This is a genomic window from Actinoplanes aureus (assembly GCF_015704865.1).
GTDB classification, from domain to species: Bacteria; Actinomycetota; Actinomycetes; order Mycobacteriales; family Micromonosporaceae; genus Actinoplanes; species Actinoplanes aureus.
In genome coordinates this window covers 137,488-161,183 of sequence record NZ_JADQTO010000006.1, presented here as the reverse complement: position 1 = coordinate 161,183, position 23,696 = coordinate 137,488, and the positions used below count along the sequence as shown (strand labels likewise).

The window sequence follows — 23,696 nt, the reverse complement described above, 5'->3', positions numbered from 1 at the left end:
CCTCCGGCGCGCGCGGCCCTTGGCGCCCTGCCCCGCCATGCCTGACCTTCCGACCGACATGGCCCTGCGCCCGCCGCCCCTCACGCCGACTTTCGCCGCCTGCTCGCCGTTCGCTCTTCGCCCGCTGTCTCCACCCTGACCTCCGTCCGCCCTCAGCCCTCCGTCCGCCCTCAGCCCTCCGTCCGCCCTCAGCCCTCCGTCCGCCCTCAGCCCTCCGTCCGCCCTCAGCCCTCCGTCCGCCCTCAGCCCTTCGTACTCCTCTCCCCTTGTTCGTCTTCGCCCTCGCCCACCGCCCTTCACCCTCCGCCCGCCGCCGTCCGGCCCCCGTCCTCCGCGGTCGCCGTCCGCCCCTCGCCGTTCGCCAGTCGCCCCTCCCCGTCCGCCCGGTCGCCGTCCGATCCCCGTCCTCCGCGCGTCGCCCCTCGCGGTCGCCGCCCTCCGTCCGTCGCCGCTCGTCCCTCGCCATTCGCAAGAGAGGGCATACCTCTTCGGTGCACGCCGTTTCTTGTCGTACATGTGTTCGATGATGCTGGCATGCAGGACGCATTGCGGGAGTTGACCAGCGTCGCGGCAGAGGCTGCGGCGGCCTCGATGTGGCCGCTGTCCGAGGAGGAACTCCTGACCTTCATCGACCGGGTGCACACCGCACAGCAAATGCTGCACGCGGCAATGCTGCACGCGGTGCGAGAAGTCGAGGGCAGGGCCATCCCGGCCAAACATCAGGCCACCTCCCCACAGGTGTGGCTCCGCGGACGACTGCGCATAGGCATTGGCTCCGCGCTGCGGATGCTTGCACAGGCCCGCCTCCTGGACACCGTTCCGGAGTTGGACGCCGCCGTCACCGCCGGCCGGATCAACGCCGAGCAACTTGACTCGATCGTCAAAGCCGTGGGTGACCTGCCGAGCGACCTCGAGCCGGACGTTCGTAACAAGGCCACCACCACGCTGATGTCGTGGACGTCCCACTTGGACCCGATTGAACTCCGCAAGGCCGGCAAACGGATCCAGATGCACGTGGCGCCAGACCTCGACGACGCCGCCGAGGAGGAGCGCCTTCGTCGCGCCGAACGCGCGGCCTACGAGCAGCGCTTCCTGACGCTCAGCCCGATCGGCGACGGCCGCGTGCGGGTACGCGGCATCCTCGATGCACGGGCAGCCGCCACCGTGACCGCCGCTATCGATCCCCTGTGCCGCCCCGGCACAGCGCCGCCCATCGCCGACCGAGGCGGACCCAACGCAGAAAGGGCCGACGCGACAGGGATCGACGGAGGCGAAGACCTGCGCACACCCGGGCAGCGTCGCGCTGACGCGCTCGTCGACGTCAGCCGGTTGCTGCTCGCCGGCGGACTGCTGCCGGACAACGGCGGCGACCGGCCGCAACTGGTGATCACGGCTTCTTACGACGTGCTCCGGCAGCGACTCGGCGGCGGAACGACGGATACCGGTGAGCCGGTGTCAGCTGCCGCCGTACGTCAGATGGCCTGCGACGCCCGCATCCTGCCGCTCGTCTTCGGCGGCGACAGCCAGATCCTCGACGCCGGCCGCAGTCGCAGGCTCGTCACCGGACCGCTGCGCCGAGCGCTCAACGCCCGCGACCGCGGCTGCACGTTTCCCGGCTGCGATCGGCCCGCCGGCTGGTGCGACGCCCACCACATCGTCCCCTGGACCGACGGCGGGACGACCGACCTGACGAACGTGGCGCTCCTCTGCGAACATCACCACCGCGCCGTCCACGACGTGAACGGTTGGCAGGTCCGCATCGGTGCCGACGGTCACCCCGAGTTCATGCCGCCCGCCTGGATCGACCCGGAGCAGGTGCCTCGCCGCAATCCGTACCACCGGCGGACATGAGGGCCATTCAGGGGGCGGACAGCTGCTCCTCGAGGTGGAAGACCTGGTCCAGGACGACCATGCCCTGGTCCGGCCGGGCCTCACCGAGCGAGGGAAAGAACTCCGCCATCGCCGCCTGCCACCGCGCGTTCACCTCAGTACGCGCCATCGCCTCCTGCGCCGCAGCGAAGTCGTCGGTCTCCAACGTGCCGACAAGAAGCCCGTCGGCGCGGAGAAAGAGCCGGTAGTTACGCCACCCGGTGGCTGCGAGCGCCTCCAGCATCTCCGGCCACACAGCGGCGTGGGCGGAGCGGTAGGCGTCGAGCTTCGCCGGATCGACCTGAAGGGTGAAACAGACGTGGGTCAACGAAACTCCTCTGCTCGGGGCAGTGCGCTGCGCGGGCCATCATGCCGATCCCCAGCCCGCACCGCCACGGCCACGCCATCGGCGCGACACCGTCACGACCGCACGGTCGGGGGCAACACCGTCACGACCGCACCGTCACGGGCGGCGCCGTGACTGGCACACCCGCAGCGCCGCATTGTCACGGGCGCAACGCGACTAACCGCACAGCCACAAGGCACGGCGGTGATGAACGGGCTCAGCAGGTGGAGTGGAAGAGGCCACCGACTCGCTCAGGCTTCGCGGCGCGAGGGCCACCGGAGCCAGAGTTGGCAGGTGCAGCGTTCGCCGGCTCAGCGTCGGCAGGTTCGTTGTTGGCGAGTTCGTTGTAGATGCGCACCGCCTCGGTCGTCTCTGCTTCGTGCACGGTCACGTCCCGCTGGCGGAGCAGTTCGAGCGTGGCCGGGTCGACGCGGAGCCGGCCCTCCATGCCCTTGGACAGAACGACCGTCGTGGCGCCGCGATCGAGCAGTTCCTGCACGTCGGCGGGCTGAATGCCGGGGTCGTGGCGGGTGCCGGTCTCGTTCCAGTCCCACTCCCGGCCGCCGCCCGGATACAGCTTGAAGTCCTTCCCGGCGGGGAGGCCTTCCACCTCCATCCGCCCCCAGGAGACCGACTCGATTCTCGGGGATCGCTCCATGCCGCCGTCCTCCCTGTACACGACTCTGGACATACCTCTGTACACGCCTCGACCGTAGGGCATCTCCAGCCTGGCATCTCAACCCTGAGCATCTCCGCGGGCGTGACCGTCTACCCCTCCCTCGAACGCCGATGCTAGTTTATTTCGCATGCGAAATAGCGAGATCAAGTTGGCGGTCGGCGATGGCGGCACGATCACCGGCACCCTCCGGGAGCCGGCCGACGAGCCGCACGCCGCCCTCGTCATCCACCCCGCCACCGCGACGCCCGAGCGGTTCTATGCCGGCTTCGCCAGCTTCCTCGCCGACAACGGGCTCGCCACGGTCACGTACGACTATCGCGGCACCGGCCGGTCCGGCTCGCCGCGCGCGCACCGCGCCCTGGGAATGCGCGACTGGATGGAGGGCGACGTGCCGGCCGTCGCGGCCTGGACGGCCGAACGGTTCCCGGCTCTTCCGCAGCTGGCGATCGGCCACAGCCTCGGCGGGCATGCGCTGTCGCTGGGCAACGGCACCGCCAGCCTGGCCGCGTTCGCGCTGCTCGCCTCACACGCCGGCACCGTGAACGCGATTCCCGATCCGATGGAGCGGTTCCGCGTACGCATGGTGCTACACCTGCTCGGGCCCGCCCTCGGAGCCGCGCTCGGCTATGTCCCGGCCCGCCGTCTCGGACTTGGCGAGGACATTCCGGCGGCCGCGATGACCCAGTGGGGTGGGTGGGCCCGTCTTCCCCGCTACTTCTTCGACGACCCGTCGATGCGGGCGAGCGAGCGGGCCGCCACGGTCACTCAACCGGTCCTGGCGCTGGGCTTCAGCGACGACCCGTGGGCGACGCCGGGCCAGATCGACATGCTGACCGGCCAGCTCGTCGCGGCGAGCGTGGAACGGCGGACCTACTCGCCGGCGGACGGCGGGGTCACGAAGATCGGGCACCACGGGTTCCTGCGCAGCGGCGTACGCGACACGCTTTGGCCCGAGGTGCTCGGCTGGTTGAACAAGCAGGCCGCGAGCGTCGCACGATGACGGAACCGCGCCTGGTCTTCGAGTTGATGAGCGCGGAGCGCTCGATTCGGCGGTGGATCGACGCCCGAGCGGGCGGCACCGGCATCGGTGCCGCCGGCGCCGGGGTGCTCTTTCACTTGGCCACGCACGACAACGCGCTGGTGGGTGACGTGACCGCCGCTCTGTGCGCGTCTCCGTCCGGGATGAGCGGGTTGATCAGCCGGCTGGAGAAGGGCGGTTTCGTGACCAAGTCGCCGGATCCGGCCGACGCCCGCGCTGTTCGGCTCGGTCTCACCCCGCTCGGGCGCGACGCTGTGGCGACCGCTCGCACGGTGGTGCGCGACCTGAACGCCCACTTGACGGACGGCTTCGCTCCAGAGGAGTTACGCACGGTGGTGCGCTGGCTGGCGCACACCGCCGCTATCCAACCCGCCGCTATCCAGCCCGCCAATATCCCACCCGCCGCCGCTCAATCCCCAGCCACAACGCAATCCGCCCCCATACAAGGTGGCTGATTCCCCACACTCCGGTCGCGTGTACTTCCCTATCGGCGCGGGGCATACCAGTGTGGTTTCTGGGTGCCCTAGCGGAGGAGTGCAGCATGCGACATCGCGTGGTAGTCGTGGGAGCCGGATTCGGAGGTCTGTTCGCCATCAAGGCGCTGCGCCGGGCGGATGTGGACATCACCCTGATCAACGGTACGGCGTACCACCTCTTCCAGCCGCTGCTGTACCAGGTCGCCACCGGCATCCTCTCCGAGGGCGAGGTGGCGCCGCCGATCCGTGAGGTGCTGAAGCGGCAGAAGAACGTGGACGTCCGTCTCGGCTGGGTGCAGGCCGTGGACGTCGAGGCGAAGACGGTGTCGGTGGCCGGTCCGGGCATCGACTACACCGTGGAGTACGACACGCTGATCGTGGCTGCCGGCGCCTCCCAGTCGTACTTCGGCAACGACGAGTTCGCCGACCACGCGCCGGGCATGAAGAGCATCGACGATGCCCTCGAGCTGCGGGCGCGCATCTTCGGCGCGTTCGAGGTGGCCGATCTGCAGACCGACCCGGAGGCGGTGGAGCGCTGGCTCACCTTCGTGATCGTGGGCGCCGGGCCGACCGGCACCGAGATGGCCGGGCAGATCGCCGAGCTGGCGCACCGTACGCTTCCCGGCCAGTACCGCCGGATCGACCCGCACAAGGCCCGGATCATCCTGATCGACGCGCTCGGCGCGGTGCTGAACACGTTCGGTGATCGGCTCTCGTCGCGGGCACAGCGGCAGTTGGAGAAGATCGGCGTCGAGGTCCGGGTGAACACCAAGGTGGTCGGCGTCGACTCCACCGGCATCGAGGTCGAATCCGAACGGGGCCGGGAGCGAATCGGATCGATGACCAAGGTGTGGGCGGCCGGTGTCGCCGCTCCGCCACTGGCCACCAAGCTGTCCGAGGCGACCGGCGCGAAGACCGACCGGGCCGGCCGGATGCTCGTCGAGAAGGACACCACGCTCCCGGGCCATCCGGAGATCTTCGTGCTCGGCGACATGATGAACCTGGCCGGCGAGGACGGGCGGCCGCTGCCCGGCGTGGCGCAGGTCGCCATCCAGAGCGGGCGGCACGCCGCCGACCAGATCAAACGCCGGCTCGCCGGCAAGGAGACCGGGCAGCCGTTCAAGTACTTCGACAAGGGCAGCCTGGCGACGATCTCCCGGTTCTCGGCGGTCGCCAGCATCGGCAAGCTGCGCCTGTCCGGATTCACGGCCTGGGTGGTGTGGGTCGCGGTGCACCTGTTCTACCTGGTCGGGTTCAAGAACCGGGTGACCGCGGTGCTGCACTGGGCGGTCAGCTTCCTGGGCCGGGGCAGGTCGGAGCGGGTGGCGACGCAGCAGCAGGCGTTCGCCCGGCAGGCGATCCGCGCGTACGGTGATCCGTTCCGCCGAGAGACAGCCGACCGAGCAGCCATGGAGAGCGGCCCGGCCGGCGACGGCGAGGCGACGCGGGTTCCCTGATTAGCGGGCGCGGGTTCCTGATCACTGGGCGCGGGTACCGGCCCGGCCACGGCGTGCGAAACCCCGTGACCGGGCCAGGTAGCGTGTACCGGCCCGCTGAAGTCCCGAGGAAGGCTCACCTTGGTCCCGGTAACGAGTCCGCTGCCGACGAACCGCGCCGCCGCGTCCATCGCGCCGCGCGCCCGGACCATGGCGCCGGTCTTCCACGAGTTGACGCTGTTCCACGGCAGCATGGGCGCCGGCAAGTCGACGCTCGCGCTGCAGAACGCGTACAACCGGCGGCAGGCGGGGCGTCCCGGGATTCTGTTGACCAGCATGGACCGGGCCGGTAGCGGGGTGTTGTCGTCGCGGCTGGGTGTGATGGCCGACGCCATCGAGGTGACCGACAGCACCGACCTGATCACGCTGATCGCCGGGGAGGTCCCGTCCGGCGGGTTCGTCATCGTCGACGAGGCGCAGTTCCTCAGGGTGGAGCAGGTCGAGCAGGTGGCCTGGGCGGTCGACGAACTCTGCGTGGACGTCGACTGCTACGCGATCGCCACTGACTTCCAGTCGCTGCTCTTCCCCGGCTCGCAACGACTGCTGGAACTCGCCGACCACACCGTCGCGCTGCAGGTAGAGGTGACCTGCTGGTGCGGGCGACCCGGCCGGCAGAACGCCCGGATCGAGGACGGCCGGGTGGCCCGGTTCGGCGCTCAGGTCGCGGTCGGCGACACGTCCGACGCGGCCGACGTCACATACCGGGTGCTGTGCCGACGGCACTGGCGCGAGGGCGAGCTCGGCCCGGAGTGACGGGCGCAGCGCTGCTTTGGGTAGATCCGCTTACGGGTAGATCCGCCAAGCGCGCAGGTCACCCTTCGGGTCGAAGAGGTAGCCGCCGTCACCGTAACCGCGGTTGGCCGGGTCGAAGTTGGTGAAGATCGGCGAGCTCAACCCCCAGTACTTGCGGATCGCGGTGTTCTCGCCCTTACCGACGTGGACGTGGACGGAACCGCCGGCCGGCACCACGGTGCTGGCCGGGAACGTGTAACGGCGGAGCGCGGAGTCACGCACCCACCAGCCGGCGAGCGAAACGGCCTGTGCTGACGGGTTGTCGACGCGGAACCATTCGCCGTTGAGGTTCTGCTGGTCCGCGCCGTCCGGGTCGGGGTTGATCGAGAGGGCGAGACCTGCGCTCTGGGCCGGCCCGCTGCCGCACTTGTCGGTGTCGTAGAGGTTCCGGCGCTCCCGGGCGGCTGCCTGTGCGGCCACCCGGTACGCCTCGTCCCACGCCCATTCGCCGGAGAACGGCAGCCAGAGGCCGTGTCCGCGGCGGATCAGGTCCAGCCCGATGTCCTGCCACCTACCGTTGATCTTCACGGCGGCGGAGCGGAGCGGCCGGTTCCCGCTCGAGCTGGAGGAGCGGAGTGCGGTCAGGCGTACGGTGCCTCCACCGGCCTTGACCAGCTGCTCGACCCGCGCGGTCGCGGCCAGGCTGTGGCAGTCGCCGCGCCGTTTCGCCGGATTGGGTGAGTAGACGGTCTGTTCCATGGCTTGCAGGCCGACGAGCCGGATGGACTTCAGTGTCTTCGTACCGTCCCCGGCGAGGTCGACGCGCAGCGTGTCGCCGTCGGCCACCCAGGAGACCTTGCCGGTCCACACCTGGCAGCGCGGGCTACCAGCGGCCGGCGAACACGCGACGGTGGCCGCCTGTGCCGCGGCAGGAAGTCCGGCCAACGCTAGGGCGGCGGTCATGGTGGTGGTCACGGCGGTGGCTGCGATACGGCGGAACATGCACCATCCATCGCCCCGGACCGGGCACACATGAGAAGTCCTGCCGGGTCACGGACTCCCTGCCCGCATCCTCTCCCGCCACGGCCCGGATCGACGCCGCCGACAGTGCCAATAGTGGCCCGGCACACTCACCTACCACGCAGACGTGCCCGTCCCGCGAACCGGCGGCGCAGCGCAGGTCAGAAAGCAGCGCAGGTCAGAAAGCAGCGCAGGTCAGAAAGCAGCGCAGGTCAGAAAGCAGCGCAGGTCAGAGACCCGGATGGCGGGCATCCGGACAAGGCCGGACGCCCGCCGTGCACCGGGTCAGATTCCTAACCCGCCCGCCGTCCAGAAAAGGGCCCTGGCGTACTGCGCGTACAGCCCCTTCGGGTGCGCCCGGAACAGCGGCTCAGTCCCGAACAACACGGTCTTGCCGCCCCGCGCCGTAATCCCGGAGACGACCGCGGCCTGACCCGCCGCCTGGGCCTGCCCGTTGGTGCCGGCGGCGGTGGGCAGCCAGTGACCGGCCACGAGCGGATCCGCGCCGTACCGCTGCTCGACCGTGAACCCGCTGCCGGTGAACCACAGCGGCGAGTAGACGAACGAGTGAGGCAGCGAACCGGCGCCCACGACCGGACCGACGTTGTCGACGTTGACCACGCCGTTCGCGTCACCACGGGCCGCGACCGCGGTGGCCGGGAGCAGCCCCGCCGCGGCGTTGAACGCGGCACCGGTGGCGCCGCGGGTGACCACTCCGCCGCCGCGGGCCAGGTACGCGTCGACCGCGGCGCGGCCGGTGGCGTTCAGCGCGGTGTAGGAGAGGCCGGACGAGACGAGCAGGGTGTCGACGTCGGAGAGGTCCGCGCCGGCGTTCAGCACCGCCGTGGAGACTGTCCGGACCTGGAACCCCATCTCGTTCAGCGCGAAGAGCTCGTCGGCGGAGACCGCTGCGGCGATCACCGGCTGGTCGAACACCTCACCCTGGGCTCCGCGAGGCGCGGCGGTGAAGCGTACGCCGAACCGGTGTGCCACCGAGGCAGCCTGGGGTCGCGCCTCGGCCGGGACCACAACGGTGCCCGCGTCGGTGCCCTGCGATGCGACGCTCCGCAACTTGACGCCCAGCCTGAGCAACTCGTTGACCGCGCGCACGTCGTTGCCGTCGCGCAGCGACAGGGCGAGATCCTTGCCGCGCGGCGCGTCGACCGAGCCGGTGGACGCGGCCTGGCGCACCGGGGAGGTGGCGACCCGCGGCGCGGCGTTGCGGCTGATGTCGACGGCGGCGCCCCAGAGCAGGCGGTGGCTCCAGCCGGAGATGTCGTACATCTGCGGGACCAGGTCGGAGATGTCCCGGCCGGCCTCGAGCATCACGTTGGCCAGGCCGCGCTTGGGCTGGTGCATGTCGACGATGTACGTGCCGGCCGGGTAACGCTTGCCGTTCAGGCTGAACGTGTGCCGGGCCTTGGTGACCCGTACGTCGTGGTCCACCAGGTGGTTGACCAGCCGGGCGGCGGCGGGCGTCCCGGACGGGATCACGTACGCCCGCGGGAACTCGGTGGTGTACCGGTCCTCGGGGCCGAACCCGGGAACGTACCCGTCCGGGATCGTCGGTGACGGCTCCCCGGCCCAGCCGCGGCGGAACTGCTCGATCTGGTCGGCGAGCAGCGAGGCGCGGTTCGTGTCGGCGTACGCCAGCGCGGCCTCGATCGTCGCGGCCGCGACATCGGTGTTGATCGCCGACCGGCGGCGCAGCTCCTCGACCGGCAGCGTGGTGTACGCGTTGTTGTTGACCTGCAGCGGGATCTCCACGGTGTGCCCCACCGCGCCCTGGTACATGGCGTACATCGGGGTGAAGATCGGCGGCCAGTCGTCCCAGTCGCCCGGCGCGTAGTCCCGGAACGGGATGTCGGCGCGGGTGGTCTCCGGGTAGCCGAGCCGCTGGATCGCCGCCTCCATGCCGAGCGCGTTGGGCAGGGCGTGCTTGATGTAGAGGTCGTACTCGTAGTTCTGCCCGTGCGGCGGCGTGGCCGGCTCGATCAGCGTGGTGCCGGTGTATCCGTGCTCGTCGAGCATCACGAACGGCTGGGTGCCGATCACCACGTCACGCACCGCGCGCGACTCGGGCTGCGAACTGGTGGCGTGGTCACGGTTGATGTCGAAGCCGGCGCCGTTGGCCCGGGTGCCGGCGACCCGCCCGTCCGGGTTGTTGGTGACGGTCACGTAGACCCGGCTGCGCTTCAGGAAGGCGGCGGTGGCGGCGTCGGTCGCGGTGGCCAGGCGCTCGATGACGCGCAGCGATCCGTCGGTGCCCTCCCACTCGTTGCCGTGGATGTTCGCGTTGATCCAGACCGGGGTCTTGTAGCCGCGCGCGAGCGACCTGTCCCGCTTCGCGGCACGCGGGTCGTCCTCGATCTGCTCGCGCCAGCGGTCCTGCCGGGCCGCTTCCGCGGCCGATTCCGGCGCCGTCACGGTCACCAGGTAGAGGTCGCGGCCTCCGGCCGATTTCCCGATCACTTCGGCGGAGACCTTGTCGGAGGCCGCCTGCAGGGCATTCAGCGTGGGCGCGATGGCGTGGTACGGGATGAGCCCGAGCTTGATCGACGAGTCGGCCGGGTTCTCCGGGTAGACCGGCAGCGTCGTCTGTCTCGGGTAACCGCGCGGTCTCGGCGTCCACCGGGCCTGCGGGTCACCGGCCGCTTCACCGGCGGCGCGAAGTAGCGCGGCGGCGTTCTCCGGAGCGGCCGCGGCCACCTCGTTGCGTTCCGGCCCGTTGCCGAAATCGCGAGTCGACGGGGATGGCGAGTCGCCGGGCGCGGCCGCTGCGGGGTTGGCGAGCAACGCCGCGGTCAGCAGCGCGGCGCCGAGTCCGGTCAGCGTTCGTGACAAGTCCACAAAGCACCTCCGTTGGGATCCCCTCGAACCCTCTCCGGATCACCGACCGATGCGCAAGGATCTATATGGACCGTTGACCATATCGTTCGGGTCATCGCGGCTCGCTTGATCAGCGCTTCTGCCCTTCAATCAGCGCTGACCAGCGCCGACCAGCGCTGACCAGAGCTGACCAGCGCCTCAGGCTTACACACCGCGTCCTCAATGCGTGCCTGATCCGAGGATCGCGTCGAGGCCGCCGTCGAAGAGAAGGTCGTCGTCCCAGCGGGACGCGTCGAGGTGCCCGGACGCGTCCAGGGTGGGATACGCCGCGATGCGGCGCCGGGTCTCCGCCCGCGCCCGCGCATCGGAGGCGCGCCGCCAGGTGGCCTCGGTGACCGCCGCGCCGATCACGTAGTTGGCCAGCAGCCGGGTGGTCACCGCAAGGTCCATGCCGGTGCGGCCACCGCGGACCAGCGCGGCCTGCAGGAACTCGGTGCGAGCCAGCACATTGGGCCCGAGCAGCGGACGCCCGATCAGGGCGGGCGCCCAGGGATGCGCGAGCATGGCAGCCCGCCAACCCCGCACGAGGGTACGCACGTCAGCACGCCAATCCTGCCCCGGTTCAGGGATCGGCACCTCGCTGAAGATCTGGTCGACGGCCAGGTCGAGTACGTCGTCCTTGGTGGCGACGTGCCAGTAGAGCGCGGTCGACGTGACGCCGAGCCGCCGTGCCAGGTTGCGCATGGTGAGCCCGTCGACGCCGTCCTCGTCGAGCAGCGCGACCGCCTCGCCGACGATGCGTTCGCGGGTGAGCTGGGGCGCCCGGCGCCGGCGGGGTTCCTCGTCACGAAGCCAGATGGAAGACGTCACAGCGTTAGGTTAACGTTGGTAAGTCAGCTTGCCGACGTTAAGGGGAGCCATCATGGCCCTGATGCGGATACAGCTGGAGAGCGACCGGAAGACCGCCAAGCGGGTGATGGCTCTGCACCTGGACGGCCGGTCGGACCGCGATTCGGTGGACGCGGCCCGCGAGGCGGTGTGGCGGCACGGGCGCACCCCGGCCGGCGAACCCGTCTTCGTGGGCGTCACCAACGGCGAGCCGGTCCGCCTGCTCTACGACGTGGAGGTCTACCTGAACAGCTAGGGGAACGGACAGCTGGGGGAACGGACAACTGGGGGAACGGACAGCTGGGGGAACGGACAGCTAGTGAGACGGGCCCACGTGATGGTCCAGCCAGTCGCGCAACGGGCGGCTGGCTCGCAGGAACTTGACCACGCGGTCCTTCGCCGCCGCGGTGCCCATCCACGCGGCCGGCCGCCATTCCTGCCAGGTGGTCAGGCCCTTGTGGCGCAGGAGGTCGACCCGCGGATGGTCCTTCGGGTAGCCGCGCGGCACGGTTTTCAAGCTGCCGTGGCCGTGCACGCCGATGCCGGCCTTCTCGATGGCCGCGATCAATTCGATCAGTTCCGGCCCGGCTGACGACCCGGCGACCGCGCGTCGGTAACGGTCGACCTGGTCGGGGGCCATCTGGTACATGCCGCAGCCGGCGGCCAGGCCGTCGGCGGAGAGCTGGAGGTAGCCGCCGGACTCCAGCCACGCGCCGATGTGCGTCTTGTACGGGCTCTTGTCCTTACTGAACCGCACGTCCCGGTATGGCCGGAAGATCCGCCCCGGACCGAACTCCGGCTCCAGCTCGGCCAGCAGTAGCTCCATCGGCGCGCGCACCTGGGTCTCGTAGAAGTCGCGGTGCGCGGCCCAGTAGGTCTTCGAATTGTCGGCGGCGAGACCGTCGTAGAACTCGAGGGCCTCACTCGGCCAGCCGCGAAACGTCACTGCCGAGCTCGTCGGTGAGGAAGCCGAGCGCTTTCGGGAAGCTGAACTCGACTGGGAAGCTGAACTCGACTTGGAAGCTGAGGTCACTCGGAAAGTCTGCCACCGGCCAGGCCGACCATGCGCCTCGCATCGCTGAAGCGACGCGCTGCACAATCAATCATGACCGCCACTGCCTTGCGCGCGCTGCTCGCCTCCGACCATGTCACCCACGTGCCCGGCGTCTACGACCCGGTGACGGCCGCGCTCGCGGTGCGGGCCGGGCACCGGGCCGTGCATCTGTCCGGCGCCGCGGTCACGGCGATCGCACTGGGCGGCGCCGACCTCGGCTTCGCGCACGGCACCCAGATCGCCGACCGGGCGACCACCTTGATCCCGGCGCTCGGCGGGGTGCCGCTGCTGGCCGACGCGGGCACCGGATACGACGATCCGCTGCACGCGGTCTGGACCGGTCTGGCATACGCCCGGGCCGGCATCTCCGGGCTGCACCTGGATGACCAGGTCAACCCGGATCACCGCGGACAACCGGTCGGCAACCAGGTAGGCGGCAGAGAGCGGGCCGGCCGGGCGGTGGCTGGCAGAGAGATCGCCGGCAGGGAGATCGCCGGGATCGGCCTGGCGGCCGCCAAGATCTCCGCACTGGCCGATCAGGTGCCGGAGCTCGCGCTTATCGCGCGGACCAGCACGTACGCCGCACACGGTCTCGCCGAGACGATCGTCCGCTGCCGGGCGTACGCCGAAGCCGGAGCCGACGCGGTCCTCCCGGAGGGTGTCGACTCCCTCGACGAGCTGGCCGAGATGCACCGGGCGATGCCCGGCGTACCGATCGTGATCAGCCGCTCGGAGGCCGGCGGCAACCACCCGGCGATCACCGACGCCGATCTCGCCGCCGTCGGCGTCCGTCTGGTCCTGCACCCGGTCTCCGCGCTGCTCGCCGCCATGCGCGCGGCGTCACTGGTCTACCGCGCGATAGCCGAGAGCGGCTCGGCGGAACCGGTCGACCGGATGCCGTGGGCCGCGTTCACCGCGCTGGTCGGCCAGGAGGAGGCGCTCGACCCGGACGCCCGCTACGTACCGGGGGGACTCCAGACGTGACCCGCATCCTGTGACGTGGACCACTGCGGTTCACGTCCCGTGCGCCGTCCCCGTCTCGTGCATGACAACCGGCGGGATAGAAGCCGGCGGGGAGACCGGCGCGGAGAGAGGAACGGGACGATGCACGAGATCGTGATTCTGGGCGGGGGCTACACCGGAATGGCCGCGGCGACCGTCCTCGCGGGCCGCACCAAGGGCCGCGACGACGTACGGATCACCGTGATCAACGCGAGTGACCGCTTCACCGAGCGGCTCCGGCTGCACCAGACGGCGACCGGCCAGCAGCTGGCCGATCTGCGCATCCCGGAGATGCTGGCGGGCACCAACGCCGCCCTGGTCACCGGCTGGGTCACCGCCGTCGACCCGGAGTCCGGTACGGTCCGGATCGACGACGAGCGGGAGATCCGGTACGACCGGCTGGTCTTCGCGCTCGGCGCGACGGCGGACACCACCGCTGTCCCGGGGGCGGACGAGTACGCGTACACGTTGGACAGCGCTCACGCAGCGGACGCGCTCGCGCGGCGCCTGGCCGGGCTGGGCGGCGGCACCGTCGCGGTCTGCGGTACCGGGCTGACCGGGATCGAGGCGGCGACCGAGATCGCCGAGCGGCACCCGGGACTGGACGTACTGCTGGTCGGCGACGCCGAGCCGGGCGCGGCGATGGGGCGGCGGGCGAGGGCATACCTGGACCGGGCGCTGGACCGGCTCGGCGTACGCGTACGCACCGGCACCCGGATCGCCAAGGTGCTGCCCGACTCGCTGACGACGAGTGACGGGGAGAGCCTGGCGGCCGACGTCGTGGTCTGGACCGGTGGCGTACGCGTCCCCGCGCTGGCCGCCGCGGCCGGCTTCACCGTCGACGACCGGGGCCGGATCGTCACCGACGGCTCGCTGCGTTCCGTCTCGCACCCCGGCGTGTACGCGATCGGCGACGCGGCCGCGATCCGCCAGAACTACGGCGTCATGCACGGCACCTGCCAGGGCGGCATACCGAGCGCGGTGCACGCGGCGTACTCGCTGATGCGGGAGCTGGACGGGCGGGAGCCGGGCCGGTTCCGGTTCGGCTACGTGCACCTGCCGGTGAGCCTGGGCCGCCGGGACGCGGTCATCCAGTTCACCCGGCCGGACGGCGCCGCCAAGCGGCTGGCCCTCACCGGCCGGGCGGCCGTCTGGTACAAGGAGACGGTGAGCTCATCGCCGTGGCAGACCTTCCAGCGCCTGACCCGGACACCGGCAGCCGGCCTGTTCTCCTGGCGCCGCGGCGGCCAGTACACCCGATGACCAGCGCAGACATGACCAGCGCAGACATGACCAGCGCAGACATGACCAGCGCAGAGAACCCGGCGCACCGCGCCCCGGCCGGACCGTTCGAGGACTACCGCAACCTGCTCTTCTCGGTGGCCTACCGGATTCTGGGCACGGCCGTGGACGCAGAGGACGCGGTGCAGGACACCTGGATGAAGTGGTCCGCGGCGGACCGCTCCCAGGTGGCCGAGCCGAAGGCGTACCTGGTGCGGATCGTGACCAATGTGGCGATGGATCGGCTGCGGTCGGCGCGGGCGCGGCGGGAGACGTACGTCGGGCCGTGGCTGCCGGAGCCGATCCTGACCGGTGATGGCGTCACCAGCGGGGACGCGGGTGAGGACGTCGCCCTGGCCGAGTCGGTGTCGGCCGGGCTGCTGATGCTGTTGGAGAGTCTCAGCCCGCTCGAGAGGGCGGTGTTCGTGCTCCGGGAGGCGTTCGGCTTCGGATACGGGGAGATCGCGGCGGCCGTGGAGCGGTCCGAGGAGTCCGTGCGGCAGGCGGCGCACCGGGCCCGCGGGCATGTGCGGGACCGGCGCCCCCGGTTCCCGGCCACGCCGGCCCGGCACCGGCAGGTGACCGAACGGTTTCTCGCCGCCGCCGGGGGCGGCGACATCAACACGCTGATGGAGCTGCTCGCGCCGGACGTGACGCTGTGGACCGACGGCGGCGGCCGGGTACGCCAGGCGCTGCGCCCGGTGATCGGCGCGGAACGGGTGGCGACGTGGCTGGCCGGGGTCGCCGGCCGGGCGTACGAGGGGGTCGCGCCGGCCGACATGCGCGTGGAGATCGCCGAGTTGAACGGCGCGCCGGGGCTCGTCTTCCACGGCGCCGGGCGGGTGCTGGCCACCATGACGGTCGAGCTCGGCGCGGACGGGCGGATCACGGCGGTCCACAACGTGGCGAACCCGGAAAAGCTCGCGGCGGTGACCGCCGGAACGGTGCACACGCTGCGCAGGTAAACCCCTATCTCGTCAGCCGACGGGTACGGCGCGGACCGCGTCATCCTCCTTCGCCATCGCGTCCTGGCGGCCCGGCTCCTCGCGGAGGATCGCCGCGTTCAGCCAGGCGTCCGGGATGGCGAAGGCGTCGACCAGCGTGCGCATGTGCGGGCGCAACTCGCGCAGCAGGTCGTTGACCACCGCGGTCACCGCCTTGGAGCGGGCCGGGGTCAGCCGGCCGTGTTCCATGAGCCAGCCCTTCTCCGCTTCGATGACGCTCAGCGCGTACAGATCGCAGACGCGGGAGAGCAACTCGCGGGCCGCCGGGTCGGTGGTGCGTTCGATGCCGGCGACGAACGCTTCGAGGGTGATCCGGTCGATGTGCGCGGTGGCCGTCTTCAGCACGTGGTCCTGCACGTCGTTGAAGATGTCGAACGGGCGATCCTTCTTGGTGGCCGCGCCCTTGCGCAGCCGGCGGATCGCGCCGTCGAGGAGATGCTTCTCGCGGTCCTCGAAGACGGTCAGGTGCCAGCCGCGGTCGGTGACCGCGACCTCCTCGTCCCGGCCGGGTACGGCACCGACCAGCCGCTGGATCAGTGAGCGGGCGGCGGTCCGCTCCAGAACCATCTCGCGCACCTGCTCGGCGACGAAGGTGGCCCGGCCCCAGCCGTCGAGCGAGCCGAACGCGTCGCGGTATCCGGTGAGCAGACCCTTGGCGACGAGCTGGAGCAGCACCGTGTTGTCACCCTCGAACGTGGTGAACACGTCGGTGTCCGCTTTCAGCCCGGGCAGCCGGTTCTCGGCCAGGTATCCGGCGCCGCCGCAGGCCTCGCGGCACATCTGGATGGTGTGGGTGGCGTGCCAGGTCTGCACCGCCTTCAGGCCGGCCGCCCGGGACTCGAGCTCCCGCTGGCGGTGCTCATCGACCGCGTCACCGGAGGTGCCACCGGAGACACCGCCCTGCACGTCGGCCAGGGTGGCGACCAGCTCCTCCTGGGCGAAGGCGTACGCGTACGTGGTGGCCAGCGCCGGCAACAGTTTGCGCTGGTGGGCGAGGTAGTCGTTGAGGACCACCTCACGGTCGTCGCCGGGCCGGGTGAACTGGCGGCGGGCGTCGCCGTACCGGACCGCGATGGTCAGTGCGCTGCGGGTGGCCGCCGAGGCGGAGGCGCCGACCGTGACCCGGCCGCGGACCAGGGTGCCGAGCATGGTGAAGAAGCGGCGGGTGTCGTTCTCGATCGAGCTGCTGTACGTGCCGTCCGGGGCGACCTGGCCGTACCGGTCCAGCAGCATCTCCCGGGGGACCGTGACGTGGTCGAAGGAGATCCGCCCGTTGTCGACGCCGAGCAGGCCGGCCTTCGCGCCCGCGTCGCCCAACGTGACGCCGGGCATCGGGTTGCCCTGTTCGTCGCGGATCGGCACCAGCCAGGCGTGTACGCCGTACCGCCGCCCACCAGTGATCAGCTGTGCGAAGACGACCGCCATCCGGCCGTCCCGCGCCGCGTTGCCGATGTAGTCCTTGCGGGCGGCCTGATGCGGCGTGTGCAGGTCGAAGGTTTGCGAGACCGGATCGTACGTGCAGGTGGTGCGCAACTGCTGCACGTCGGAGCCGTGACCGGTCTCGGTCATCGCGAAGCAGCCCATCAGGTCGGCCGAGATGATGTCCCGCAGGTACGCGTCGTGGTGCTTCGCCGTCCCGAGCGCCACCACGGCACCGCCGAACAGGCCCCACTGCACGCCCGCCTTGACCATCAGCGACAGGTCGACCTGTGCCAGCATCTCGGCCGCGACGGCCGAGCCGCCCGGGTCGCCGGACCCGCCGTACGCGGCCGGGAAGGCGGAGGCGACGCCGACGTCGGTGGGCAGCTCGCGGATCAGCCGGCTGATCCGCTCCCGTGCCTGGTCGCCGGTCTCTCCCGGGACCGTGACGAACTCGGGGCCCAGCCGGTCACGCACCGCCTGGCGGATGTGCGCCCAACGCCCGTCGAGCACTTCCTGAACACGGGCCGGATCAACTTCGCGGGTCATGCCCCCATATTACCCATCAGTAACCTCAGCCGAACCAGGAACGCCCATGCCGGCAGCCTGACCGGCGAGCGGCCGGCCCTCATCACCCCGGACAGATGAGTTAGCGCGACCTCGGCGCACCGGCCGAGCACCAGCCGGCGGCACGTGGGTGACAGACTGCGTTCATGGGGTTGTTCACGCTGCCACAGGCCCGGGCGGAGCTGGCACGGCTGCGGCCGGTCCTCGACGAGATCGTCACGGTCCGGGCCGACATGGTCGAACTCTCCGCCGCGCTCACCCCCGGCGGCACCCCCACCGACCTCGGCGGTTTGCCGGAACGCAAGGCCGCCGAGGCCCGGCTCAACGAGCTGATGACCGAGGTGCAGCAGACCGGCGCGGAGCTCAAAGGCGTGGCGCCGTTGCTCGTCGACTTCCCGGGTGATCTGGACGGCGTACCGGTGCTGTTCTGCTGGCTGGAAGGCGACCAGGACCTGGCCTGGTATCACCGCGCCGACCTCGGCTTCGCCGGCCGCCGAAGGCTGCCCGCGGAATAGACGCGGAATAGATCTGCGGCGGCGGATACGGTGCCGGGATGACCGGAACCGCCGAGGGTCTGACCCTGCGCCAGCTCGGGCCGAGTGTGTACCTGCCGTCGGGCGTCTACTCGACCGCCCTCGGCGCGGTGGCGCCCGTGGTGGTGCTCTCGGCGACCGGTCTGGGCGCCTCGCTGGCCACGGCGGCGCTGGTCGCGGCCATGATCGGGCTGGGTCAGATCGCCGGATCGCTGCCGGCCGGCGTGCTGATCGCCCGATTCGGTGAGCAGCGCACGATGGTCGCCGCGACCGCCCTCGCCGTGCCCGCACTGGGCGCCTGCATGCTGGCCCGGAACGTGCTGATGCTCGGTGCGGCGGTCGGCCTGCTCGGCGTGGCGGGCGCGGCCTGGATCGTGGCCCGGCACGCGTACCTCACCGAGGCCGTCCACCCGACCCTGCGGGCCCGGGCGATGTCCACGCTCGGCGGGGTGGCCCGCATCGGTACGTTCATCGGGCCGTTCCTCGGCGCCGCGGCGATGCACCTCACCGGCCTGAGGGGTGCCTACCTGGTCGCGATGGCCGGCGCCGGCCTGGCGACCGCGCTCCTCGCCCTGCTGCCGCCGGTGCCGCACGACCGTCCGGCGCACACCCTCGGTGCCCCGGCCCGCCTGTGGACGGTGATCCGCGACAACCGGCGCACGCTGCGCACTCTCGGCCTCGGCGTACTGCTGGTCGGAGCGCTGCGCGCCTCCCGGCAGGCGATCGTGCCGCTGTGGGGCGCCTCGCTCGGACTCGACCCGGCCACCATCGGCCTCATCTACGGCTGCTCCGGCGCGGTGGACATGCTGCTGTTCTACCCGGCCGGCCGCCTGATGGACCGGCACGGCCGGCGCTGGGCCGCGGTACCGGCGATGGCACTGCTCGGCCTCGCCCACGCGCTGCTGCCGCTGGCCACCGGCGGGCCCGGCCTGGCCGCCGCCGCCATGCTGATGGGCCTGGGCAACGGCCTCAGCGCCGGCCTGGTCCTGACCATCGGCTCCGACGTCTCCCCGGCCGAAGGCCGCGCCCAGTTCCTCGGCGCCTGGCGGCTGTGCGCCGACATCGGCAACGGCGGCGGTCCACTGCTGATCGGCGCCGTCACCGCCGCCCTGTCCCTGGCCGCGGCCGCACTGACCGTCGCCTCGGCCGGCCTGCTGGCCGCCACCCTGCTGTACCGCTGGCTCCCCACACCCGTCGCCCATCTGAGCGGCCGGCCACCTCGAACATGACTAGAACCGCGGCGGCTCGACCGCGGGCCTTCCAATGGCCACAATCGAACCGCGTCAAGACCCGCGCCCGCGGGTCGTTCGTGACCCCCTCCCGTGGAGACCACGATGGATTCCAGCGCTGCCGGCCGCTCGCATCGTCACGGCCGGGACCCCGAACCGGAGGATCTGCCCGACGTCGTCCGGCGTTCACAGCCCTCCCGGCGACGCACCCAGGTCTCCGCGGACGCCGAACCACCGGCCGGCTCGGAGGCCTGGTCCGAGACCGCGGGCCGGGTGAACCGGACGCGATCCCTGCTGGGTTACGGCCATCTGGTCGATCCCGCGGACCGTCCCGCGCCCCGCTTCCCGCAGAGCCGGGTGCCGTGGGTGACCCAGCGGATCCGGGACGCCCTCGACGACTGGCGGATCGGCGCCGGTACCACCGTGGTCACCGGGGGTGCCCGCGGCGCGGACATCATCATCGCCGAGGAGGCGCACTCGCGCGGTGCCGCCCTGCACCTGTGTCTCGCCCTGCCGCCCGAGGAGTTCGAGCGTGTCTCCGTGCACCTGCCCGGTACGGTCTGGACCGCCCGGTTCCGCCGGCTGCTGCGGCTCGCCCTGGTGGTCGAGGTGCTGCCGCACGGACCGGACGGCGAGATGTTCGCGCGGACCAACGCGTGGATGGTGGAGCTGGCCCGGGAACTGGACCCGGACCCGTACGCGATCGTGGTCTGGGACGGGCGCCCCGGCGACGGCCCGGACGGCACCGCCGACCTGGTGAAGCGCCTCGGCTACCCGGCCGGCCATCCCCGCCTGCGGGTCATCGATCCCACCCCGGCCCGGCGGGCGACCGCGCACGAGTAAGCCCGGCACCATCGGGTGCCGGGCTACACAAAGGCGGGGAACAATTCAGTCCTCGCGCCAGGGCACCACGAGCGGGTGCCGTTCCTCATCGCGTGCCGCGATCCCGGCCATGGACCGCAGGTACTGACGCTGGGTGATGTCGCCCTCCAGCAGCTGGGCACAGAGGACTCCTTCGAGGCTCTGCGGGCCGAAGAACGCCTCCGGGACGTTCAGCGGCTCCGCCTCGGCCCGAGCGTCCGCCCGCACCCCGCGCACCGCGAACACGCAGGCGGCGGCCAGGACCAGGATGAGCAGGGACAGGATCAGCATCGCCACCGCCTTGTCGGTCACCGCGGGACGTCGTGCCCCGCTTGACAGAGAGAACGGCTCACAGCGCGTATCGGTTCGACGCTCTACGTCACTGCGGCATATTCCTAGCCTCACCTCGGGATACGCACCGCGTGTGCGACGACCGAACCTCACTGTCCGCAATCAGAGCGCCGCCACCAGTGCGTCCACCACCGTCGCGGTGTCGGCGGTGCCGTGCAGATCCCGGGTACGGCTCGCCGGATTCGCGAGGGTCGCCTCGATCGCCGTCACGATCCGCGCCGCGGCGGCCGGATGACCCAGATGCTCCAGCAGCAGCGCCGCCGACCAGACCGCGCCGACCGGATTCGCGACACCGCGACCGGCGATGTCCGGCGCGGATCCGTGCACCGGCTCGAACATCGACGGGTACGTACGGGTCGGGTCGAGGTTCGCCGACGGGGCGATCCCGATGCTCCCGGCGACCGCGGCGGCCAGATCGCTGAGGATGTCGCCGAAGAGGTTCGACGCCACGATCACGTCGAACCGGCCCGGCTCGAGGACCAGTTTGGCCGCCAGCGCGTCGATGTGCTCGGAGTCCCAGCGCACGTCGGGGAACCGCTCGGCGCGCGAGGCCACCACCTCGTCCCAGAACGGCAGCGTGTGCACGATGCCGTTGGACTTGGTGGCCGAGGTCAGGTAGGCGCGGCGGCCGCGGGCCAGTTCGAACGCGTAGTCGGCGATGCGGCTCACCCCGGCCCGAGTGAAGATCGACTCCTGCACCGCGACCTCGTCCGGGAAGCCGCGGTTGAGCCGGCCGCCGATCTCGCTGTACTCGCCCTCGACGTTCTCCCGGATCACCACCAGGTCGACGCTGCCCGGCTCGGCCCGCAACGGCCCGGGCACTCCGGCGAAGACCCGGGCCGGGCGCAGGTTGACGTACTGCCGGAAGGCCCGGCGGATCGGGATGAGCAGGCCCCAGAGCGAGACGTGGTCCGGCACGCCGGGCCAGCCGACCGCGCCGAGCAGGATGGCATCGTACGCCCGGAGCTGCTCGATCCCGTCCGCCGGCATCATCGCCCCGTCCCGCGCGTACCGCCGGCAGGACCAGTCGAACTCGTCGTAGGCCAGCTCGATGCCGTGCCCGGCGGTGACCGCGTCCAGCACGGTACGCGCGGCCGCGGTCACCTCGATCCCGATGCCGTCGCCGGGGATGACGGCTATCCGCTGCACCATCAGCTGAGCCCGTCCATCAGCCGAGCCCCACCACGGCGACCATCAGCGGCAGGAGCAGGAGGATCAGGATCGCGCCAAGCACGTCGAAGGAGATCCCGGAGCGGATCATCGTGGTGATCGGCACGACGCCGGAGCCGTAGACGATCGCGTTCTGCGGCGTGGAGACCGGCAGCATGAAGCCGAACGACGCGGCGAAGGTGGCGGCCAGCGCGGGCACGAGCGGATTGACCCCGGCCGCCACCGCGATCGGGATGATGATCGGCACCACCACGGCGGCGGACGCCGTGTTGCTCGTCGTCTCCGAGACCAGGATCGCCAGGGCGACGGCGAACGCCGAGATCGCGAATGTGCTGGTCAGCCCGAGGGCGTCAGCGCTGGAGGTGCCGATGGTCTCGGCAAGTCCGGTGTCGGCGAGCAGCGACCCGAAGATGATGCCGGTGCCGAAGAGCAGGATCGTGCCCCAGTCGATGCGCGCCGCGTCGCTCCAGTTGAGGGTGAACTCGCGGTCGCGCCACGAGGTGGGCAGCAGGAAGAGCAGCGAGGCGCCGAGGACTGCCACGATGCCCTCGTTGAGCCGTCCACTGACGACGTCGTAGATCTCGGAATCGGTCGTCCAGATGACGGCGACGATGCCCGGCACGATCCAGAGCGTGACGGTCGTGACGAAGGCGATCAGCGTGTTGCGCTCGGCGACGGAGAACTTGCCGAGCTTGGCGCGCTCGGCGGCGACGTACTCCTCGACGCCCTCGATCTTGCGGATCTCCGGCTTGTTCAGCAGCAGGAGCACGACCGCCAGCACGACGAACATCGAGAGGCAGATCGGCGCGGCCATGGCCATCCACGCGGCGAAGGAGATCTTCTCGCCGGTCGCCTCCTCGATGAGTCCCCGGCCGATCAGGTTCGGCGGGCTGCCCACCGGCGTCAGCAGGCCGCCGACGCTGGCACCGTACGCAAGCATCAACATCAGCGCGGCACCCACCCGCAGCCGCGTCGGATCGAAGTCGGCGCTGACCAGGCCGCGGTCCTGCATCATCTTCGCGATGACCGAAAGGATGCCCAGCGCGGTGGGCAGCAGCATCGCCACCGTCGCGGTGTTCGAGACGAAGGCCGAGAGCCCGCAGGTGATCAGGCCGAAGGCGATGATCACGCGGGGCGTGGACCGGCCGACGCCGGGCAGCGAGAGCATCCGGAACGCGAACCGGCGGGCCAGGCCGTGCTTGAGCATCGCCTGGGCCAGGATGAACGCGCCGATGAAGGTGAACACGGTGGACGACCCGAACGGTGCCAGGACGTCGGACGCGGATGCCACGCCGAAGATCACAATGCAGCTCACGCCGATCAGGCCGCCGATCGGGATCGGCACCGCCTCGGTCACCCAGAGCACGATGACGCCGAGCAGGATCCCGGCCAGCACGTGCTGGCTGGGCCGCAGGCCGAACGGCAGGGCCACGAAGATCAGCGTCACCACCGGCGCCAGGAACAGCCCGATGGTCCGGCGGCCGCGCTCGAAGCGCTCCTCCGCGGGCGAGAGCCGTTGCTCGCCGAGACTCCGGTAGGTGCCGCCGCCCAGCAGGCGGCGCTCGACATCGGTACGCGTTGGGGGCGCACCCTCGGTCGTGGACATGCCGGCCTCCCATCTGTGGTCCCGATCACTTATTCGCTTGGCTCGATCTTAGGCTCGCCGACACGATCGGGTACGAGGTATGCCCGATATTAGGGGAATATAGCTATTGTTCCACTGTGCCCGGTAAGCGAATTAATTACACTGCGCGGCCATTGTCGTGCAATGAGTGAGGTAGGAAACGGAAAGTAACCGCCCGCCACTCCAGCCATTCGTGACCTTGCCCACGCAAGATCACATAATCGATC

Annotated in this window: 23 protein-coding genes; 12 read left to right on the top strand and 11 right to left on the bottom strand. The window is 70.9% G+C overall.

From position 1 onward, the window contains the following. Window positions 1-546: 546 nt before the first annotated feature. A complete protein-coding gene (locus tag I4J89_RS14825; protein WP_230858961.1) occupies window positions 547-1,851 on the top strand; it encodes an HNH endonuclease signature motif containing protein in 1,305 nt (434 codons plus the stop codon). Between the two features lie 7 nt (window positions 1,852-1,858). On the opposite strand, the gene I4J89_RS14820 is transcribed toward I4J89_RS14825, so the two are convergent. Together I4J89_RS14820 and I4J89_RS14815 are read right to left on the bottom strand one after the other, a co-directional pair. After that, on the bottom strand, window positions 1,859-2,197 hold the full coding sequence (locus I4J89_RS14820; RefSeq protein WP_196414529.1) for an L-rhamnose mutarotase: 339 nt from the start codon (window positions 2,195-2,197) through the stop codon (window positions 1,859-1,861). Window positions 2,198-2,432: 235 nt separating this feature from the next. After that, window positions 2,433-2,873, bottom strand: a complete 441-nt coding sequence (locus tag I4J89_RS14815) for an Mth938-like domain-containing protein (protein WP_196414528.1) — start codon at window positions 2,871-2,873, stop codon at window positions 2,433-2,435. A 148-nt stretch (window positions 2,874-3,021) separates the two neighbouring features. Between I4J89_RS14815 and I4J89_RS14810 the strand changes: the two genes are divergently transcribed. The 4 genes from I4J89_RS14810 to I4J89_RS14795 all read left to right on the top strand — a co-directional run bounded on the left by I4J89_RS14810 (window position 3,022) and on the right by I4J89_RS14795 (window position 6,658). Continuing rightward, the gene (locus I4J89_RS14810; protein ID WP_196414527.1) at window positions 3,022-3,894 is read left to right on the top strand and encodes an alpha/beta hydrolase family protein; all 873 of its coding nucleotides are present in this window, start codon (window positions 3,022-3,024) and stop codon (window positions 3,892-3,894) included. Then, window positions 3,891-4,388, top strand: coding sequence for a MarR family winged helix-turn-helix transcriptional regulator (locus I4J89_RS14805; protein WP_196414526.1), 498 nt, complete (start codon window positions 3,891-3,893; stop codon window positions 4,386-4,388). The genes I4J89_RS14810 and I4J89_RS14805 overlap by 4 nt, the downstream gene beginning before the upstream one ends. Before the next feature lie 86 nt (window positions 4,389-4,474). After that, window positions 4,475-5,866, top strand: coding sequence for an NAD(P)/FAD-dependent oxidoreductase (locus tag I4J89_RS14800; protein WP_196414525.1), 1,392 nt, complete (start codon window positions 4,475-4,477; stop codon window positions 5,864-5,866). Window positions 5,867-5,986: 120 nt separating this feature from the next. Continuing rightward, the gene (locus tag I4J89_RS14795; protein ID WP_230858960.1) at window positions 5,987-6,658 is read left to right on the top strand and encodes a thymidine kinase; all 672 of its coding nucleotides are present in this window, start codon (window positions 5,987-5,989) and stop codon (window positions 6,656-6,658) included. A gap of 30 nt (window positions 6,659-6,688) precedes the next feature. On the opposite strand, the gene I4J89_RS14790 is transcribed toward I4J89_RS14795, so the two are convergent. The 3 genes from I4J89_RS14790 to I4J89_RS14780 form a co-directional block, all read right to left on the bottom strand. Beyond that, entirely contained in the window at window positions 6,689-7,639 is a 951-nt protein-coding gene (locus I4J89_RS14790; RefSeq protein WP_196414524.1) for a lamin tail domain-containing protein, read from the bottom strand. Between the two features lie 303 nt (window positions 7,640-7,942). Next, on the bottom strand, window positions 7,943-10,507 hold the full coding sequence (locus I4J89_RS14785; protein WP_196414523.1) for a M14 family zinc carboxypeptidase: 2,565 nt from the start codon (window positions 10,505-10,507) through the stop codon (window positions 7,943-7,945). A gap of 198 nt (window positions 10,508-10,705) precedes the next feature. Continuing rightward, a complete protein-coding gene (locus I4J89_RS14780; RefSeq protein ID WP_196414522.1) occupies window positions 10,706-11,356 on the bottom strand; it encodes a TetR/AcrR family transcriptional regulator in 651 nt (216 codons plus the stop codon). Between the two features lie 61 nt (window positions 11,357-11,417). Here I4J89_RS14780 and I4J89_RS14775 point away from each other — a divergent pair, with 61 nt between their 5' ends. After that, entirely contained in the window at window positions 11,418-11,630 is a 213-nt protein-coding gene (locus I4J89_RS14775; RefSeq protein ID WP_230858959.1) for a hypothetical protein, read from the top strand. Between the two features lie 60 nt (window positions 11,631-11,690). Here the strand turns inward: I4J89_RS14775 and I4J89_RS14770 are convergent, their stop codons facing one another. Together I4J89_RS14770 and I4J89_RS51495 are read right to left on the bottom strand one after the other, a co-directional pair. Then, a complete protein-coding gene (locus tag I4J89_RS14770; RefSeq protein WP_196414520.1) occupies window positions 11,691-12,320 on the bottom strand; it encodes a DUF2461 domain-containing protein in 630 nt (209 codons plus the stop codon). Further along, window positions 12,295-12,423 carry a hypothetical protein gene (locus I4J89_RS51495; protein ID WP_309238320.1) on the bottom strand — a complete coding sequence of 43 codons (129 nt, stop codon included), beginning with the start codon at window positions 12,421-12,423 and terminating at the stop codon, window positions 12,295-12,297. The genes I4J89_RS14770 and I4J89_RS51495 overlap by 26 nt, the downstream gene beginning before the upstream one ends. A gap of 56 nt (window positions 12,424-12,479) precedes the next feature. On the opposite strand from I4J89_RS51495, the gene I4J89_RS14765 reads away from it, so the two are divergent. The 3 genes from I4J89_RS14765 to I4J89_RS14755 all read left to right on the top strand — a co-directional run bounded on the left by I4J89_RS14765 (window position 12,480) and on the right by I4J89_RS14755 (window position 15,676). Continuing rightward, window positions 12,480-13,412, top strand: a complete 933-nt coding sequence (locus tag I4J89_RS14765) for an isocitrate lyase/PEP mutase family protein (protein WP_196414519.1) — start codon at window positions 12,480-12,482, stop codon at window positions 13,410-13,412. A gap of 120 nt (window positions 13,413-13,532) precedes the next feature. Further along, window positions 13,533-14,693 (top strand): NAD(P)/FAD-dependent oxidoreductase, encoded by a 1,161-nt coding sequence (locus I4J89_RS14760; protein ID WP_196414518.1) that lies wholly within the window; start codon window positions 13,533-13,535, stop codon window positions 14,691-14,693. 41 nt (window positions 14,694-14,734) lie between these two features. Continuing rightward, on the top strand, window positions 14,735-15,676 hold the full coding sequence (locus I4J89_RS14755) for an RNA polymerase sigma-70 factor (protein WP_196414517.1): 942 nt from the start codon (window positions 14,735-14,737) through the stop codon (window positions 15,674-15,676). A 12-nt stretch (window positions 15,677-15,688) separates the two neighbouring features. Here the strand turns inward: I4J89_RS14755 and I4J89_RS14750 are convergent, their stop codons facing one another. After that, window positions 15,689-17,683 carry an acyl-CoA dehydrogenase family protein gene (locus tag I4J89_RS14750; protein ID WP_196414516.1) on the bottom strand — a complete coding sequence of 665 codons (1,995 nt, stop codon included), beginning with the start codon at window positions 17,681-17,683 and terminating at the stop codon, window positions 15,689-15,691. A gap of 164 nt (window positions 17,684-17,847) precedes the next feature. Between I4J89_RS14750 and I4J89_RS14745 the strand changes: the two genes are divergently transcribed. From I4J89_RS14745 to I4J89_RS14735, 3 genes are all read left to right on the top strand, one after another. Next, entirely contained in the window at window positions 17,848-18,216 is a 369-nt protein-coding gene (locus I4J89_RS14745) for a DUF2203 domain-containing protein (protein WP_196414515.1), read from the top strand. Between the two features lie 38 nt (window positions 18,217-18,254). Then, window positions 18,255-19,463 carry an MFS transporter gene (locus tag I4J89_RS14740; RefSeq protein ID WP_196414514.1) on the top strand — a complete coding sequence of 403 codons (1,209 nt, stop codon included), beginning with the start codon at window positions 18,255-18,257 and terminating at the stop codon, window positions 19,461-19,463. 105 nt (window positions 19,464-19,568) lie between these two features. After that, entirely contained in the window at window positions 19,569-20,306 is a 738-nt protein-coding gene (locus tag I4J89_RS14735) for a hypothetical protein (RefSeq protein WP_196414513.1), read from the top strand. A 45-nt stretch (window positions 20,307-20,351) separates the two neighbouring features. On the opposite strand, the gene I4J89_RS14730 is transcribed toward I4J89_RS14735, so the two are convergent. The 3 genes from I4J89_RS14730 to I4J89_RS14720 form a co-directional block, all read right to left on the bottom strand. Further along, window positions 20,352-20,636, bottom strand: a complete 285-nt coding sequence (locus I4J89_RS14730; protein ID WP_309238319.1) for a hypothetical protein — start codon at window positions 20,634-20,636, stop codon at window positions 20,352-20,354. A gap of 141 nt (window positions 20,637-20,777) precedes the next feature. Continuing rightward, window positions 20,778-21,824, bottom strand: coding sequence for a tartrate dehydrogenase (locus I4J89_RS14725; RefSeq protein WP_444876222.1), 1,047 nt, complete (start codon window positions 21,822-21,824; stop codon window positions 20,778-20,780). 19 nt (window positions 21,825-21,843) lie between these two features. Next, a complete protein-coding gene (locus tag I4J89_RS14720) occupies window positions 21,844-23,451 on the bottom strand; it encodes an SLC13 family permease (RefSeq protein WP_196414511.1) in 1,608 nt (535 codons plus the stop codon). Window positions 23,452-23,696: the final 245 nt, after the last annotated feature.